This window comes from Marinobacter sp. L-13, from assembly GCF_056857715.1.
In genome coordinates this window covers 76,015-93,136 of the sequence record NZ_JBSXNQ010000065.1, presented here as the reverse complement: position 1 = coordinate 93,136, position 17,122 = coordinate 76,015, and the positions used below count along the sequence as shown (strand labels likewise).

At 58.6% G+C, this 17,122-nt stretch carries 9 protein-coding genes; 7 read left to right on the top strand and 2 right to left on the bottom strand.

Annotated features, from left to right (window positions below; genetic code table 11):
- Positions 1–6: 6 nt before the first annotated feature.
- Entirely contained in the window at positions 7–1,503 is a 1,497-nt protein-coding gene (locus tag AC13DD_RS18000) for a DUF3375 domain-containing protein (protein WP_482931554.1), read from the bottom strand.
- A gap of 245 nt (positions 1,504–1,748) precedes the next feature.
- Between AC13DD_RS18000 and AC13DD_RS17995 the strand changes: the two genes are divergently transcribed.
- Positions 1,749–2,255, top strand: coding sequence for a hypothetical protein (locus tag AC13DD_RS17995; protein WP_008174494.1), 507 nt, complete (start codon positions 1,749–1,751; stop codon positions 2,253–2,255).
- A gap of 64 nt (positions 2,256–2,319) precedes the next feature.
- On the opposite strand, the gene AC13DD_RS17990 is transcribed toward AC13DD_RS17995, so the two are convergent.
- Positions 2,320–3,303 carry a ribose-phosphate diphosphokinase gene (locus AC13DD_RS17990; RefSeq protein ID WP_008174496.1) on the bottom strand — a complete coding sequence of 328 codons (984 nt, stop codon included), beginning with the start codon at positions 3,301–3,303 and terminating at the stop codon, positions 2,320–2,322.
- A 212-nt stretch (positions 3,304–3,515) separates the two neighbouring features.
- On the opposite strand from AC13DD_RS17990, the gene AC13DD_RS17985 reads away from it, so the two are divergent.
- From AC13DD_RS17985 to AC13DD_RS17960, 6 genes are all read left to right on the top strand, one after another.
- Positions 3,516–5,231 (top strand): NADH-ubiquinone oxidoreductase-F iron-sulfur binding region domain-containing protein, encoded by a 1,716-nt coding sequence (locus AC13DD_RS17985; protein WP_273069361.1) that lies wholly within the window; start codon positions 3,516–3,518, stop codon positions 5,229–5,231.
- Positions 5,232–5,242: 11 nt separating this feature from the next.
- Positions 5,243–8,113 carry a formate dehydrogenase subunit alpha gene (gene fdhF / locus AC13DD_RS17980; RefSeq protein WP_482931553.1) on the top strand — a complete coding sequence of 957 codons (2,871 nt, stop codon included), beginning with the start codon at positions 5,243–5,245 and terminating at the stop codon, positions 8,111–8,113.
- A 115-nt stretch (positions 8,114–8,228) separates the two neighbouring features.
- Positions 8,229–9,350, top strand: a complete 1,122-nt coding sequence (locus AC13DD_RS17975) for a metallophosphoesterase family protein (protein WP_482931552.1) — start codon at positions 8,229–8,231, stop codon at positions 9,348–9,350.
- Positions 9,347–11,995, top strand: coding sequence for an AAA family ATPase (locus AC13DD_RS17970; RefSeq protein WP_482931551.1), 2,649 nt, complete (start codon positions 9,347–9,349; stop codon positions 11,993–11,995). The genes AC13DD_RS17975 and AC13DD_RS17970 overlap by 4 nt, the downstream gene beginning before the upstream one ends.
- Positions 11,996–12,307: 312 nt before the next feature.
- Complete coding sequence (locus AC13DD_RS17965; RefSeq protein ID WP_482931550.1) at positions 12,308–15,436, top strand: DEAD/DEAH box helicase; 3,129 nt, start codon at positions 12,308–12,310, stop codon at positions 15,434–15,436.
- Positions 15,433–17,115: a class I SAM-dependent methyltransferase gene (locus AC13DD_RS17960; RefSeq protein WP_482931549.1), complete on the top strand. Its 1,683-nt coding sequence runs from the start codon at positions 15,433–15,435 to the stop codon at positions 17,113–17,115. Before AC13DD_RS17965 ends, AC13DD_RS17960 begins: the two co-directional genes overlap by 4 nt.
- Positions 17,116–17,122 lie beyond the last annotated feature (7 nt).

Below are 17,122 nucleotides of genomic sequence, written 5' to 3'. Positions count from 1 at the left end.
GCGGGTTTACAGCTCCCAGTCGATGGCTTCTGCGTCTTGTCGGGTTAGCGCCAGTTGCGGCACGTGGAAGCGCAGCCGGTGTCCGTTGCTGTCGGTAATATCCACGGCTTCCCGGTCGTCGGTGATTTCCACCTCCGCCTCACGGGACATGGCCAGCCACAGGGCAATGGTTTCCAGGTCGTGAGTGGGCGGCAGGTGAGCCGCCAGGTCGCCGATGCTCATGGGGCGGTCGGTGACTTTCAGCAGTTCCACGGTTTCCTGGTACAGGGCTTTCCGGTCAAGACCGTCAAATGCCCGCCAGAACTCTTCGTCGACGTCGTCGAGGTTGACGCCCTGATCGGTCAACTCGAGGCCTTGTGCCTGCTCTTCAGTGGCGGACTTGAATCTGAGCCGCTCAACCAGCGGCAGGCTGGAAACCGCCACGGCAATTGGCGGCAGAGGCGTGTCGCCTTTGCGGACCTTGTGGCTGGACCAGTCGATGTTAAGTGCGGTGTTCAGTATACCATTGAGCAGTTCGCCGACTCTGTGGTTCTCGGCGGCCAGCCCGGTTTTCAGGAACCCTTTGACGTCTTTTTCGCTGCGGGCCCGGGCGCGGATGACAGCAGCGGACTCCTGTATCAGCCGGATCACGAGCCAGCGCAACTCATCCTGTTGCTGTCGGGACAGGGCGTGGCGGGTTGCCGGATTCTTCAGGATGGTACGCAACCGGTGTTTCATGTTGTCCAGCTCGATGGAACGGCTAAGTTGCTCACTGAAGTTGTGGAATACCTTGCCCTCGGCGGTTTCCAGCAGGGTGTCGTGGCCGTCCAGCAAGCGGTCAACGATTTCGCCACGGTGATGCTGTTCGCTGACGATGGATTGGCGTAACTGACGGTCTGCGTCCCGATAGGAGTCCTCCACCCGGCGAAAGTCCGCTCGCAGACTGGTGGCAAGATTGTAGACTTCGCGGATGCCTTCTGCGGCTTCGGCCCCCTCCAGCACCTTGAATCGACCGGCTTCCACGTCGGCCAGTTCGTGCTCCAGGTCTCTTATTTTGCGGCGTATATGGTCCGCACGGCTTTGGGCATTCGGGTTCAGACGGGTTTCCAGGTTTTCAATTTCCCGCTGTACCGTGGCGAGGCGAGAGGCGGTGGACGTCATGATCTTTTCATCGAGGCCCTCAACAAAGGCCAGGGCTTTTTGCAGGGCATCGGTGGCCATCAGCCGGCCGTCCCGTTCCACTATCAGCCCTTTGCGAATCCAGGAACGTAGTTCTTTCCTGGCATCGGCTGCCGGGTCGTCGGGGGACAGCTTCAGGTCGTCGCTGTTGGCGTGTTCACGCAGGATATCCGTCAGCATTTGCTGGGCATCCTCGAACAGGATTTCTTCCCGGTTTGTTTCCATCAGTGCCTGCAGGCAACTAAGTACCAGGGGCCCGCGGGTGGCAGACAGAAGCTTCCAGGCCGGATGCTGGTGACGGGCCACCAGGTAGGAGCGGGTTCTCAGGTGGGTTTGTTCGTCCATCGGCAGTGTGCTTTTATCTGGTATCTGGATAACGGGTGGCAGCAAACAGGGCCTGATAATGGCATTTATATGGCGTTCATAATAGTACCGGTGTGATAGCGACCGTAACAACTTAATACCCATCAGACCACCACAGGGGCGGTTTCACCAGAGCGCTTTGTTATCCGGTGCCACCTTTATTCTCCAGGCCGACACCAGGCCGCCCTTGTCATTATCCACCCGGGTCACATACTCTGCTAGAGTCTGTGATTGAGGCAGGTGGTGAGCTGAGGTTGGGCACGGAGGGCATTCCCGTCGACTGGCTGGTGGTCATGCATCGCCTGCCAGAGACTGCGATGCTGGAAAAACAGATCAAGTCCTCAGCCGTGGAATACCAGCGCGTCACGGCGGCGGCCGACTTGCTTGCCCGTTTTTATCTGGATGCCGCAAGCGTCCGGCTCTCGGGGAACCAGTACCTGGAGCGCTTGCGGGAGGGCATCGACGATCACTACCAACAGTTGATTGATTACTCCCTTCCGGAGGACAGGGTCAAACGGGTCCGTGACCAGCAAATGACACTGATTGAAAAACACTCGGCGGTCTTTGCGGATCGCGCAAAGGCCGGCATCCTCGTTGAGGCCCATGGTGATTTGCGGCCGGAGCATGTCTGCCTGACCGAGCCACAGAACGGGCCAAGCTGGCGATCTGGCACCTGGACGACGATTTCCGCGAGAGGCGCGGGCCATGGCGGCAAAAAGCGCTGGATTACCTGAACATAGCCTCCGATTTCGACAAAGGTGCTGGCGGCTGAAGCGATGGCGCCCAAGAAACCCGGATTCAGGACTCCAGATCTGTCACATCCCTGCCTTCATGCAAGGCAGCGATGGTATCGGCTATGCCGGCAGTAATATCCACCAGCTCAACCTTGGTCTTCAGTGATTTGGACGGCAGTGACGGAGTGACCGTATTGCCGAGAATCACCCGGGACAATGCCGGCGAAGACAGTTTTTCCCCGGTATCCTGAGTGAACACAGCGTGCGTGGCGATGGCGATCACGTCCTCCGCGCCCTGGTCTTTGAACGCTTCCGCAGCCCGCTGCATGGTGCCTCCTCCTGCGATCAGGTCGTCCAGGATCAGCACGGTGCGGTTGCGGATATCGCCAACCACGGCAGAACCGCTCATTTCGCCCTGGCTGCGATGCTTCTCCATAAATGCGCTGCCGACGGGGCGCTCCAGCCGATTCGCCAATGACTCGCGGAACAGTTCCGCACGCTTTACGCCCCCTATATCCGGGGACGCTACGGTGATTTCCCTGTCCCCGAGTTCCGGCAGGAGGTAGTCGATGAACGCTTCTCTGGCGCTCAGATGCACTGTCGGGCAGCGAAAGGCATTTTCGAAAGCGGCGCGGTTGTGAACGTCCACGGTCACCATGGTGTCGATCGTCACAGCCTCGAAGAGCTGGGCGACATAGCGGGTGGTGACAGGATCATGGGGCTTGGTTCTCCTGTCCTTGCGGGAGTAACAAAGGTAGGGCGCCACGACATTGATTCGGCCGGCGCCAGCGTCCCGAAGACTGGCCAGTAAAAACAGCAGACGCACGAGCTTGTCGTTGGTGCTGAGGCCATCGCTGCTGTTGAGGGACTGGACCACGAATACATCCCGGTTGCGAACCGTCTCCAGCGTGCGGATCTTGTGCTCGCCGTCTTCGAAATCCCGTTCCTCATGTTTGCCCAGGGGTACGCCCAGGTGGGCGGCCACTTGCGAGGCAAAGTCGCTGCCGCAATCAAGACTGAAGAGTGCTATTCGGTCATCCGGTTTCATGGGGCAAGTCCGTTCGCTTTGGCTGAGGGTATCAACTGCTCTTTTAACTCTAGTCAAAATGCGGATAAAGATATACGAGGCCGAGTTTTCGATCTCTTCATCCCGCTTGCCATCGTCTGGCGTAATCCCAGTCTCATATGCTTCAATGATCAGTAACTAGTCAAGTCAGCTAACAAGGCTGTCTTTGATACCTCGGCGCCTGGTCAACAACAATGAGCACAGACGATAAGATGGTCAAACGCCGGCGCTCTGCTCTACGTGGCCGTCAACTGGAACCGGCGGTACTGTCGGAGCTGCGGGACCTGATCGGTGACGAACGTGTCGATTCGTCATTGCGAGACCGCGATCGCCTTATCGAGCACCTGCATGTACTGCAGGACGCAGACGGTTACCTCTCCATGCCCCGCCTTCGGGCCCTTGCCGCTTTCATGAACCTGCCCATGGCCGCCGTCTATGAAACGGCGACTTTCTACGCCCATTTCGACGTCATTCATGATGAACAAGCCCCACCGCCTGAGATAACTCTGCGGGTGTGTGACTCGCTTTCGTGCCAACTGGCGGGCGCAGGCGCACTGCACGAGGCGCTGGCTGATGGGGCTGACCCGAGCCAGGTGCGCGTGGTCCTCGCGCCCTGCATGGGGCGCTGCGAGACAGCACCCGTGGTGGCCGTGGGACAACATCATGTAGGCAACGCCACTGTTGAGACGGTCGGCGCGGCAGTCGAACAAAAGCAGATTCAACCCGACGACATCCATTGGCAGAAGCTGGCGGATTACCGCTCGGTAGGTGGTTACCAGTTGCTGAAGGATTGCCGAGACGGTCAGGTTACTGTCGAGTCCCTCGCGGAAGAACTTCAACAGGCAGGCCTGCGCGGCCTGGGCGGCGCCGGATTTCCAACATTCCGTAAATGGCAGGCCGTGCGGGCCGAACCGGGGCCCCGTTATGCGGTGATTAACGCGGATGAAGGAGAGCCGGGTACCTTCAAAGATCGTTATTACCTGGAACGAGAACCCCACGTCTTCCTGGAAGGTGCACTGGTTAGCGCCTGGGCGGTTGAGGCGAAGGCCCTCTACATCTACCTGCGCGATGAGTATCCAGGCCTCCTCGGTGTGCTGAAAGACGCCGTTGCCGAACTGGAAGCTGCCGGCATCGTAGAACCCGGCTTTGTAATCCTACGCCGGGGCGCGGGCGCGTACATTTGCGGCGAGGAATCTGCCCTGATCGAGTCCCTGGAAGGCAAACCCGGCAAGCCACGCCATCGCCCGCCGTTCGTAGCCCAGAAGGGATTGTTTAACCAGCCCACACTCGTTAACAACGTCGAGACCGTTTACTGGATTCCCCGCATCCACGCCCAGGGCGCCGACTGGTTCGCGAGCCAGGGCCGGCATGGTCGCAAGGGGCTTCGCAGCTTTTCGGTGTCAGGACGGGTTGCTCGGCCCGGTGTGCACGTCGCACCCGCTGGCATCACCCTCAATGAATTGATCGAGGAATACTGCGGTGGCATGGCCGAAGGGCATGGGCTCCTGGCCTATCTGCCCGGCGGGGCCTCCGGCGGCATACTGCCGGCCAGCAAAGCCGATATTCCGCTGGATTTCGACACCCTGCAGGAGCACGGCTGCTTTATCGGCTCCGCTGCCGTGATCGTTCTGTCGGATCAGGATGATTTGCAGGCTGCGGCTGCCAACCTGTTGGGATTCTTTGCGGATGAGTCCTGCGGCCAATGCACGCCCTGCCGTGTGGGCACCGAGAAAATGCTCACCTTGCTGGAGCGGGATACCTGGGATGAACAGACGCTCCAGCAGCTGGCCGGAGTGATGGCGGATGCGTCCATCTGCGGTCTCGGCCAGGCCGCACCCAATCCGGTGCTGAGCCTGCTGCGGGACTTCCGCAGCGAACTCGCCAGCAGCAACCTGATCGCGAAAGGTTAGGGGAGGCAGCCATGAGTGATGCGACCACAAGCTTCACCCTGACACTGGACGACGTAGAAGTGCAGGCTTACCCCGGCGAAACCCTGTGGCAAGTGGCCAAGCGCGCCGGCGAGACTATCCCGCACTTGTGCTTCAAAGACGCCCCGGGTTACCGAGCGGACGGCAATTGCCGCGCCTGCATGGTGGAAGTGGAGGGTGAGCGGGTGCTCGCCGCAAGCTGTATTCGCGAGGCAGTGCCCGGCATGGTGGTGCGAAGCGCTGGCTCCGCCCGTGCCCAGGAAGCCAGAAGAGCGGTGCTGGAATTGTTACTGGCCGATCAACCTGCGCAAGATAGCAGCCCCGATCGTTCAAGCCACTTATGGGAAACGGCGGATCAACTGGCGATTGATGTCGGGGATGTGCGCCAGCGCCTCCCGGCCCGTTCAGAGCGCAACGAGCCAACGGTTCACCATGTCGCGCCGCGATCGGATTCGCTGCCCCACGCCCGGGGCCATGACGCCACTCACTCTGCCATGAACGTGAATCTGGATGCCTGCATCACCTGCGGCTTGTGCGAGCGCGCCTGCCGCGAAGTGCAGGGCAACGACGTGATCGGCCTGGCGCATCGCGGTGCCGCGTCCAAGGTAGTGTTTGATTTTGATGACCCCATGGGCGACAGCACCTGCGTTGCCTGTGGCGAATGCGTGCAGGCCTGCCCGACGGGCGCGCTCATGCCCGCCACCCTGATCGATGCCCAGGGCCGCGGAGATTCCGCCACGGCCGACCGCACTGTCGACTCCGTTTGCCCCTATTGCGGCGTGGGCTGCCAGCTGACCTATCACGTGAAAGACGAGCCTGCTCATGCCGAAGGAAAAGCAGGCGAGCAGCAAGGACGCATCTTGTTTGTTGAAGGCAAAGACGGCCCCTCAAACCAGGGCCGGCTCTGCGTGAAAGGCCGTTTCGGCTTCGATTACCCCTCGCACCCGGCACGTCTCACCCGGCCACTGATTCGCCGGGAGGGCGTCCCCAAGGGGCTCGACCCGGACTTTAATCCGGTCAATCCGTTAACGCACTTTCGAGAGGCAAGTTGGGAAGAGGCCCTGGATCTGGCGGCAGGTGGATTAACCCAACTTAAAACCCAGCACGGACCGGATGCACTCGCCGGCTTTGGCAGCGCCAAGTGCTCCAACGAAGAAGCCTGGCTGTTCCAGAAGCTGGTGCGCACCGGTTTCGGTTCAAACCACGTTGATCACTGCACCCGGCTTTGCCACGCTAGCTCCGTGGCGGCGTTGATGGAATGTTTGGGCTCCGGCGCCGTGACCGCTTCCTTCATGCAGGCGCTGGAGGCGGATGTGGTCATCCTCACCGGCTGCAACCCGGCGGTGAACCATCCTGTGGCCGCTACCTACTTCAAGCAGGCGGCCCGAAACGGCACCAGGCTGATTATCATCGACCCCCGGGGCCAGGCGCTGGACGCCTATGCCTGGCGCAGCCTGCGTTTCTCGCCGGGTGGCGACGTGTCACTGTTCAACGCCATGCTCAATGTGATTATCAGCGAAGGACTCTTCGACCAGGCCTACATTGATGCCCACACCGAAGGCTTCGAGGCGCTGGCGGCCAGCGTTGAGGGCATGACCCCGGAGGTGATGAGCCCGGTTTGCGGCGTGGCGCCCGACACCATTCGTGAAGTGGCCCGAGCTTACGCCGAGGCTGATAGAGCGATGATTTTCTGGGGCATGGGTATCTCCCAACACGTGCACGGCACAGACAACGCTCGATGCCTGATTTCCCTGGCGCTCACCTGCGGCCACACTGGCCGGCCCGGTACCGGCCTGCACCCGTTGCGGGGGCAGAACAACGTGCAGGGAGCCTCGGATGCCGGTTTGATCCCCATGGTACTGCCCGATTACCAACCGGTCGGGGATGCCCAGTTGCGCGCCGCCTTCGAAGAGCTCTGGAACACCGAACTGGACCCGAAGCCGGGGCTCACCGTGGTGGAGATCATGGACGCCATCAAGGCGGGCACTATCAAGGGCATGTACATCCTCGGCGAAAACCCCGCGATGTCCGACCCGGACCTTACTCACGCCCGGGCCGCGCTCGCTGCCCTTGAGCACCTGGTGGTGCAGGACCTGTTCGCCACAGAGACCGCCCAGTTTGCCGATGTGATTCTGCCTGCCGCCGCCTGGTCGGAAAAATCAGGCACCGTCACCAACACCAACCGCCAGGTGCAAATGGGCCGTGCCGCGCTGGCGCCCCCGGGGGAGGCAAAGCCCGACTGGTGGGTTGTTCAGGAAATCGCCCGGCGTTTCGGGCTGGCCTGGAACTACGCCGGCCCCGAGCAAGTGTTTGAAGAAATGAAGCAGGGCATGCATTCACTGGATCATATCTCCTGGTCTCGCCTGGAGCGCGAAGGGTCCGTCACCTATCCATGCCCCGCGGATGACGCCCCGGGCCAGGACGTTGTCTTCTCCGATGCCTTCCCGCGCGCAGGAGGCCGTGCGAGATTCTCACCGGCCAGCCCACTGCCACCGGATGAGCCGGTGGATGAGGCCTATCCCATTGTGCTAACCACCGGGCGTTTGCTCGAGCACTGGCACACCGGCGCCATGACCCGTCGCAGCCGGGTGCTGGATGAGCGGGAGCCGGAAGCGGCAGCCTACCTGGCACCAACGGAGCTGGATCGTATTGGCGTAGCTCCGGGTAATGACATTCTAATTGCCACCCGGCGCGGCACCATCACCCTGACGGCGCGGGCAGATCAAACCATGCCCGAGGGCATGGTGTTCGTCCCCTTCGCCTTTGTGGAGGCGGCAGCGAACGTGCTCACCAACCCGGCGCTGGACCCGTTCGGCAAGATCCCGGAGTTCAAGTATGCAGCCTGCAGGTTGAGCCCGGCGTAGCGTCCCAAGCAAACAGACTCCTCCCGAACGACGTTCATTGTCGCATCGCGTCTGTAAAGTTTGCGCGGGTAGTCTAGAATAACGCCAAAATTTCCAGATCTTTCAGGTAGATAAAATGCCAAAGTTTTTGCATACGGCAGACTGGCAGATGGGCCGAGCCTTTACCCGTTTCGAGACTGAAGACGGTGCCGCCCTGGTCGAGGCCCGGTTCGAGGCCATTGAAACACTTGCTCAACTGGCCAACGAACATCAGTGCGATGCGGTATTGGTGGCAGGCGACGTCTTTGATGCCCAAACGGTCTCCGATCGCACGATCCGGCGAGTATTCAACGCCACAAAGGGGTTTACCGGCCCCTGGGTCATGCTGCCAGGCAACCACGACGCCGCCCTGGCAGAGAGCGTATGGACACGAGCCCAACGCGTCGGTGCGGTGCCGGAGAACGTCCATCTCGCGCTTCAGCCCGGCGTGATTGATCTGGAACCCCAGCTCGTCAGCATCCTCTGCGCGCCGCTGACTCAGCGCCATACCTACGGCGATCTGACCGAGCCATTCAGCGGCTATGAATCACCGGAAGGTTTTCTCAGAGTCGGCCTGGCCCACGGCAGTGTCCAGGGCCTGTTGCCAGACGAGATTGATTCCACCAACCCCATTGCGCCAGACCGTGCGAAAGCCAGCAGGCTCGATTACCTCGCCATGGGCGACTGGCACGGCACCAAACAGATCGATGAACGCACCTGGTACAGTGGAACCCCCGAGCCGGAACGGTTCCGGAACAACGAAGCGGGGAATGCCCTGATCGTTGAAGTGTCCGAACCCGGGGCAACCCCGACAGTAACCTCACTCCCAACCGGGCGGTATCAATGGCACCAGTGGCGGGAAACCCTGGCGGTTCATTCCGATCTCGAACAGCTGCTGGAGCGTTTGAACACCTTGCCCGAATCCGCCGTTGTCGATCTGCGCCTTGAAGGCTCAGTGACCCTGGCCGGCGAAGAAACCCTGTTGAAGGCCTTGTCGGTGGCCGAAGCGCGATTCCGCAGCCTTCGCTGTGAGCGGAGCGGGCTTCAGCTTACGCCCACCGATGAAGACATCGCGGCCCTGAAAGCGGATGGCTACGTGGGCGAGGTGGTTGAAAGCCTGCGGGAGCGGCAGGAAGGGGCCCAGGATGATGTCGCCCGGGATGCCCTGGCGATCCTGGCAGGGCTGCTCAGGGAGCGGGAACAGGAGGTGGGGCAATGAAGCTGCAGCGAATGCGCATTGAACAGCTGCGCCAGTTCCGCAAACCCTTTGTTCTGGACAACCTGCAACCCGGCCTCAACCTGATTCACGGCCCCAACGAGTCCGGCAAAAGCACCCTGGTACGTGCCATCCGTGCCGCGTTTTTCGAACGCTATCGTTCAACGGCCGTGGACGATCTGCGCCCGTGGGGCGACTCCGCCGCGGCGCCCACCATTGAGCTGGATTTCGAGCACGACAACCGCACGTGGCGTCTCACCAAAAGCTTTCTCCAGCGCAAACGGTGCGACCTGGTAGTCGGCACCGAGGCCTACAGTGAAGACGACGCCGAAGAAAAACTGGCCGAATTGCTGGGCTACCAGTACCCGAAACGTGGCGCCAGCAAAGCCGAACACTGGGGCATACCGGGACTGCTGTGGGTGGAGCAGGGCACCGGGCAGGACATCGAACAGGCCATAGAGCATGCCGGTGATCATCTGAAGTCTGCACTGAATTCCATGGTGGGAGAGGTGGCCAGCTCCGGGGGCGACGACCTGATCGAGACGGTCCGCAGCCAGCGGGACACCCTGCTGACCGGCACCGGCAAGCCCCGGGGCGATTACCTGAAACTGGAAAAAGACCGCGCTCAATATGAACTTGAAATTGAAGAGCTGAAGGAGCGGGTGCATAAATACCAGGAGCAGGTCGACCGGCTTGGCAAGCTGGCCCAGGATTTTGATCAGGCCGAGGCCGAGCGCCCATGGGAAGACGCCCAGCGACAGCTGGAGGAAGCCCGCCTGCGCTATCAGCAGGTTGAGCGCCTGGAGCAGCAACAGAACCAGGAGAAAGCCACGCTCAGCCAGTTGCAGCAAAACCACCGCTTGTTGCAGCAGAACAAGGAACACCTGGAAGGACTCAGCCGCCAGCTTGAAGGCCGAAAAGCCGAACTGGACCGAGCGGAGCGAGACCTCTCCACCGCAGAAGCCCAAACTCCGATGATTGCAGGCCGTTTGAGCGAAGCCAGAAGCGCCTATGAGCAAGCGGAGAAGCAACGCAAACTGGCGGGTCTTCTGCAAACCCTGGAGCGGCTGGAGCAGGATGTCCGCCGGCTTGAACAGCAAAAACAAGTGCTGACCCAGAACCTTGCCAAAGCAAAGGAATACCACCAGCAGCTGGAGCAAGCCAGGCAACAGGCCAGGGAAAACCGCATTGATGCAGAGTTGGTCAAAAAGCTGAGAGCCACCAGGAACCAGCTGAACGAAGAGACCATCCGTTCACGAACCATCGCCACCCGATTGAGCTGGCAGTTGGAGCCCAATGCATCATTAACACTGAACAACGAGCAACTCACCGGGCAGGGCGAGCAGCAGCTTCTGGAAGAATCCACCCTGGTTATCCCGGGCGTGGGTACCCTGGGCATAACCCCCGGCGGCGAAGAGCTTGCCAGCACCCGCCGGAAGCTTAAAACCCTTGAGGACAGCTTCGCCGAACAGCTGAAGACCCTCGGCGTGACATCCGTGGAACAGGCCGAAGACCGGCTTTCAGCCTTCGAAAGTGCCGGAAGAGCCCAGAAGCACGCCGAAGATTTGCTGAAATCCGTGGCACCGGCCGGCATTGAGCAACTTGTCTCCGAACAGAGCGAGGCGGAAAGCGAACTGGCGAAAGCCAAAAGCCAGTTGCAGGCCACGCCAGAACCGGACCAGAAAGAGAACGTACCCGCCCTGGAGGAGGCAGAAGCCGCTTTCGTTCAGGCCGGCACCGCGCTGGACAAGGCCGAATCCGATGAGCGTGAGCACCAGGCAAAGCGGTCGGCACTGAAGCAGGCGCGGGACAACGCTAAAACCGAATGGCAGCGGCTGGCGGATGAAGAAAAGAGCCCGGAACGGCAACAGCAGCTTCAGCAAATCACCACCGACCTGGCGAACCTCGAAAAACAACAGGCCGAGCTGCAAGCCAGCCTCGAACGCCGCGAACGGGAAATCCGCGAAGCCCGACCGGACTTTCTCAAGCAAGACATCGAACGCTACCAGAATGCGGTCAATCAACTACGCCAGACCCAGGAAAACCGCGGGCGTGAGCTCAGGGATATCAAAGTCAGGCTTGAAGCCTGGGGTGCCGAAGGGCTGGAAGAACAGCTCAATGAGAAAGAGGCGGAGTACGACCAGTGCAATCGCCGCTATCAGGAATTGCACCGCCGCGCCCAGGCCCTGGATCTGCTGCTGAACCTGCTCACAGAAAAACGCCAGGCCCTCACACGCCGCCTGCAGGCACCGCTGCAAAAGCACCTCAACCATTACCTGTCGGTGCTTTTCCCGGAAGCCTCACTGGAAGTCGACGAACAGCTCCGGCCCGGCACCTTCAGCCGGGGCAGCGAACTGGGACAGATCACCGAACTGAGTTTTGGCGCTAGGGAACAGATGGGACTGATCAGCCGCCTGGCCTACGCCGATCTGCTAAGGGAAGCCGGAAGGCCAACGCTGGTCATTCTGGACGACACCCTGGTGCACAGTGACAGCGAGCGCCTGGAAGACATGAAACGCATCCTGTTTGATGCGGCCAGTCGGCATCAGATACTGCTGTTTAGCTGTCATCCAGGGAACTGGAGCGACCTTGGTGTACCACCTATTGACCTCCAGAGCTTGAAGGTTCATGCAGTTGCACAGGCATAACTAGCGACGCCAAGCAGTGCTTTGCAAGTTACGGCCGGCTGACCGGCAAGCTGGATATTCGGTTGTGGCTGTCCGGTGCGTCCACGATGTGGAAGCGCTGGATCTAACTGGTGTCATGTGAGGCTACACTGTAATCGATAGCAATCGCTCGATTGCCAAAAAAAGCCTGTCGGGAGGATCGCGGATTTCGTGGAAATCCGACATTTTAGGGGTTAACGTCATTCCACCGGATTTAGTTAGATTGCGAGATATAAGGAATGCCGGTGGCCACCGCGCCGTTCTTCTGGAAGTCATCAATGTGGGACGTACACGATGCAGCAGACCGGAATCTACGAGCAGCTTATTACCCGGCTCGTAGAAAACAGATTGGACAGGAAACAATTTTACGTCGGTGAGCGCCAGCTTAGCAGTGTGGAAGCATCTGTATGGTTGTCACGATTCCTTACTAACATTCTGGAGTTCGCTATTGGGTCGGTGCCTTCGGGCGATAACCGACTTCAGGAGCAAATCGAGTTATCGAATCAGTTGCTGATGTGGCTCAAGGGGAAGGTGCAGGATGATGGGTTCCTGGATGAGAACCTCCTCGATAGCCAAGGAAAGATCCTCACCGCGCTTTATGAGCTGGAAAACCCGGTTGCTGCGAACCTGAAGCAGTATGTTGAAGACGTTTTCCCGCTCACAGGACTCACACAGAGTGAGTTATTTTCAGGCAGTAATGCTGGCTTGTCACTGGAGTCAGAGCTAAAGCGCGAGATTTTGTCAGCGGACCGGATTTACTGGTTGGTCTCGTTCATCAAATGGGCCGGAATTCGGATATTCCGGAAAGAACTGGAAGCCTTCACCGCGAGTGGCCGAGAGCTGAAAATCATCACCACCTCCTACATGGGGGCAACGGATGCCAAAGCCGTTGAGTATCTGGCTAGCCTGCCGAACACCGAAGTGAAGCTGAGCTACAACACCGAGCGTGAAAGGCTGCACGCCAAGAGCTATTTGTTCCTCCGGAACACGGGTTTTCACACCGGTTACATCGGTTCATCAAACCTATCTCGATCGGCGCTGACCAATGGCCTTGAGTGGAATCTTAAGATCACCGCTCAGGAAATCCCTCACATCATCAACAAATCGCTCAGCACCTTTGAAACCTATTGGGCTTCGGAAGACTTTGAATGGTTCGATGGCCGGGCTGAGAGTACCGAAAAGCTCAACCGCGCACTAAAACAACAAAAAGGGTTGGACGCTCCCGGCTCCTCCCACTATTTCGAAATTACGCCGTTTCCGCATCAGAAAGACATTCTAGAGCAACTCTCTGTTGAGCGGGACGTGCACCAGCGTTTGCGAAACCTCGTGGTGGCCGCCACTGGCACCGGCAAGACCCTGATCTCGGCGTTTGATTTTCGGCGCTTCCTGAAAGCAAAACCAAACGCCCACTTTCTGTTTGTGGCGCACCGGGAAGAAATTCTGCGCCAAGCCCGGGAAGCTTACCGTGGCGTGCTGCGTAATAATGCTTTCGGTGAACTCTGGGTAGGCGGCCAGTTGCCGGAACACTACCGGCAATTGTTCGTTTCGATTCAGACTCTGAATAACCAGCTGGATCAGCTAAAGCTCACTGAAGGCTATTACGACTACATCGTAATCGACGAAGTGCACCACATCGCCGCATCGAGTTATCGGGCGGTATTGGAACACTTCTCGCCCGAAATACTGCTGGGACTGACAGCGACTCCGGAGCGACACGATGGCGGCGATATTCTCAGCGACTTTGGTGGCGTGATTGCCGCCGAACTCCGGTTACCGGAGGCCATCAACCGCCGCCACCTTTGCCCCTTTCAATACTTTGGAATAGATGATGACACCGACCTGCGCACTATTCCTTGGAGTCGTGGGCGTTACGATATTGCTCAGTTGACGAACTTGTATACGCACAACCAGAATCGCGTAAAAAAGATTTTGCGAAGCTTGCGGGAAATCGTCACCGATATAGCCAGCATGAAAGCTCTCGCTTTCTGTGTGAGCCGTGAACACGCGACCTTCATGGTGGAGCAGCTCCTGTTGCACGGCATCAAGGCCGATGTGCTCACTAGTGACAACAGCCACGAACGCCAACAAAAGCAGCAAGCCATTCGCTCCGGGCAAATCAACGTGCTGTGTGTGGTCGACATATTCAACGAAGGCGTCGATATTCCGGAAGTCGACACCCTGTTATTCCTGCGCCCAACCGAAAGCCTGACCATCTTCCTTCAGCAACTGGGTCGGGGTTTGCGCCTTGCTGACGACAAAGATTGCTGCACAGTCTTGGACTTTGTTGGTAATTCTCGGCCTGAATATGATTTCGCCAATAAATTCCGGGCACTGGTGGGAAAGTCAGAACGCTCAATTTCGGAAGAACTGAAGCAGGGCTTTCCCCATGCACCACTGGGTTGCCGAATTGAGCTCACCAAGAAAACCCAGGAAATGGTGCTGAGCAACATCCGGCAAGCCACGCTGACCATGAAGCGGCTGGTGTCTCTTGTTCGGCAGTTCCCACAGCATTCCACTCAGCCACTCACGCTGAAGAACTTCATAACCCATCATCCCCACATCGACCTGAACGAACTCTACAAACGGGGCAGTTGGGCCGAGTTGGTGAGCAAGGCAAAAGACGAAGACAGAGCCGATGACTCGTTTAAACTGGCGAAGAAGGCCATCCACAATCGGATTTTGATCTGCGACGATCACCAGTACCTGCTGTTTCTTAAGAAGCTATGCCAAGCAGGGTTTAGCTGTGACGACCCGAAAGGTCGCCAGGCACTCATGTGCCATTACGACTTCTGGCAGAAAGCAGGGCCAGAGCTGGAATTTGATTCGCTGACACAAAGCTTGGCAGGACTCAGCAAGCTGGGGCTGGAACAGGAGCTGGTGGACGTGCTCGACTGGAAATTGGCGAAAACCAAACACGAGCAGCCGGCGATGCCGGAGTTGCGGGAAGTCCCGCTACGATTGCACGCCCGCTATTCCCGAGAGCAGATTCTGGTTGGCTTTGGTGCGATGACGTTCGAGCATAACCCACCATCGAGGGAAGGTGTATATGTCATTCAGGATCAAAATATTGAGCTGATGTTTGTCACCTTGGACAAAAACGAAAAGCAGTTCTCCCCAACCACCATGTACCATGACTACGCCATCAATGAGCAGTTATTCCACTGGCAGTCGCAAAACAGTTCCCGGCCTGACCGTGGTAAAGGGAAGGACTATATTCAACACCAAGCCATCAACAAGCGGTTGTTCTTGTTTGTAAGAGAGCAGGCGAAAGACGAATATGGTCGCACGATGGGGTTTGTGAATTATGGTGAGGTGGATTACGTGTCTCACACCGGTTCCCAGCCGATGAGTATGACCTGGAAACTCCGAACGCCGATGCCAAACTTTATGTGGCAGCAGGCAGCGAAGCTGGCGGCGGCATGAGTTACCGTCCCTACAACAAAAACGCCCAAAACTTCTTCACCCAATACCAGTCCCTGACCTTCGAACAGGTTCACCAAGACTGGCTCTCCTTCCTGGGCGATAAAGCAGGCCTTGCTCTCGATGTCGGCGCAGGCAGCGGTCGCGATTCCAGTGCCCTTGCAGCGCAGGGCTGGGATGTTGTCGCAGTAGAGCCTGCAGCTGGGTTGCGAGAGTTGGGGCAGGCCGCCACTCACAATCAGAGCATTCACTGGTTAGACGATCAATTGCCCGATCTAGGTAAGATCCGGAAGCTGAGCTATCGCTTCGATCTTATTCTTGTATCCGCTGTCTGGATGCATATCACGCCATCCGATCGTGAACGTGCTTTTCGAATCCTGACTGAGCTTTTGGCACCCGGTGGCATGTTGGTGATCACGCTTCGGCATGGGCCTGGTGACGGCGAACGCGTTTTCTATAATGTTAGCAGGGAAGAGCTGGAGGGCTTCGCCAAGCGCCGGGCACTGATCCCGCTTCCGGTGCCGGTCGGGCGCAAGAAGGATGAGCTCCAGAGGGACGAAGTATCCTGGGAGACACTGGCTTTCCGGTTGGCGGACGACGGCACCGGCGCATTGCCGACAGTCCGCCACATCATCGTTAACGATAACAAGTCCTCGACTTACAAGTTGGGTTTGCTGCGAACCCTTGTCCGGATCGCCGACGGTGCGCCCGGTCTGGCGCTTAAGCGGACTGATGACTGGGTGGATATTCCGCTCGGAGCGGTCGGGCTGTTCTGGATTATGCTTTATCACCCTCTGGTGCTCCGGCATCAGCTGCGGCAAGCGCCAGGTAGCCGTGGCTATGCTTTTGCCACGGAGGATTTCTTCAAACTGCAGAGTTTCACGCCGCTTGATTTCAGAGTGGGTATGTCGCTGTCGGCGGATGTTGCTCCAGTAGTCCTGCGCGCTATCCGGGATGCTTGCTCGACCATTCTCAAGAACCCCGCCCATTTCACGACCTGGCCCGGGAGTAACCGTCCCATCTTCGAGGGTGGTTCGGCCAGGATTACCATCAGGAAGGAGTCGGTGCGTTTGGACAAAGCAACGCTTTCCCGGTTCGGTACCTTCCGTGTTCCTTCATTTCTCTGGGATGCGTTCAGTCGCTATGCGTGCTGGATTGAGCCTGCGATTGTTAATGAATGGATTGATCTGATGGGTAGCTGGGATCTGCGTTACCGCATGGATGACTATCATCGTGGTTTACAGTGGGTGGAAGGTCGGCGCGATACGTCAGCTGTCCGTCACATGATTAACCAGCAGCTCGAGACTGGTCGGGTCGAGTGCGTATGGACAGCCCAAAATCTCAAAGCGAAGCGGTTTGACGTTGACCACTGTTTTCCGTGGTCGCGATGGAACAACAACGATCTCTGGAATCTGATGCCATCAAGCCACACGGCTAATGCTTCGAAGTCCGAAAAGCTTCCCGGGGACTTGCTGCTCAAAGAGGCGCACCCTCGAGTAGTGAACTGGTGGGAGCAAGCGATTGTGGGCACGTCTCGTGAGGAGCAGTTTTTCTCAGAGGCTGAGGCCTCACTGCCATTGCTGGGGCAGGAACGAACCGTGGAAGGCGTCTTTGAGGGGATGCTTCAGCAGCGACTGAGGCTGAAAACCAATCTTCAGCTGGCAGAGTGGTTGGGGCTGTAAACTTATG

What these genes read in the sequence shown, in the direction of transcription:
- fdhF (WP_482931553.1), top strand. Translation starts at nt 5,243, where the DNA reads ATGAGTGATGCGACCACAAGCTTCACCCTGACACTGGACGACGTAGAA.
- AC13DD_RS17960 (WP_482931549.1), top strand. Translation starts at nt 15,433, where the DNA reads ATGAGTTACCGTCCCTACAACAAAAACGCCCAAAACTTCTTCACCCAA.
- AC13DD_RS17970 (WP_482931551.1), top strand. Translation starts at nt 9,347, where the DNA reads ATGAAGCTGCAGCGAATGCGCATTGAACAGCTGCGCCAGTTCCGCAAA.
- AC13DD_RS17990 (WP_008174496.1), bottom strand. Translation starts at nt 3,303, where the DNA reads ATGAAACCGGATGACCGAATAGCACTCTTCAGTCTTGATTGCGGCAGC.
- AC13DD_RS18000 (WP_482931554.1), bottom strand. Translation starts at nt 1,503, where the DNA reads ATGGACGAACAAACCCACCTGAGAACCCGCTCCTACCTGGTGGCCCGT.
- AC13DD_RS17965 (WP_482931550.1), top strand. Translation starts at nt 12,308, where the DNA reads ATGCAGCAGACCGGAATCTACGAGCAGCTTATTACCCGGCTCGTAGAA.
- AC13DD_RS17985 (WP_273069361.1), top strand. Translation starts at nt 3,516, where the DNA reads ATGAGCACAGACGATAAGATGGTCAAACGCCGGCGCTCTGCTCTACGT.
- AC13DD_RS17975 (WP_482931552.1), top strand. Translation starts at nt 8,229, where the DNA reads ATGCCAAAGTTTTTGCATACGGCAGACTGGCAGATGGGCCGAGCCTTT.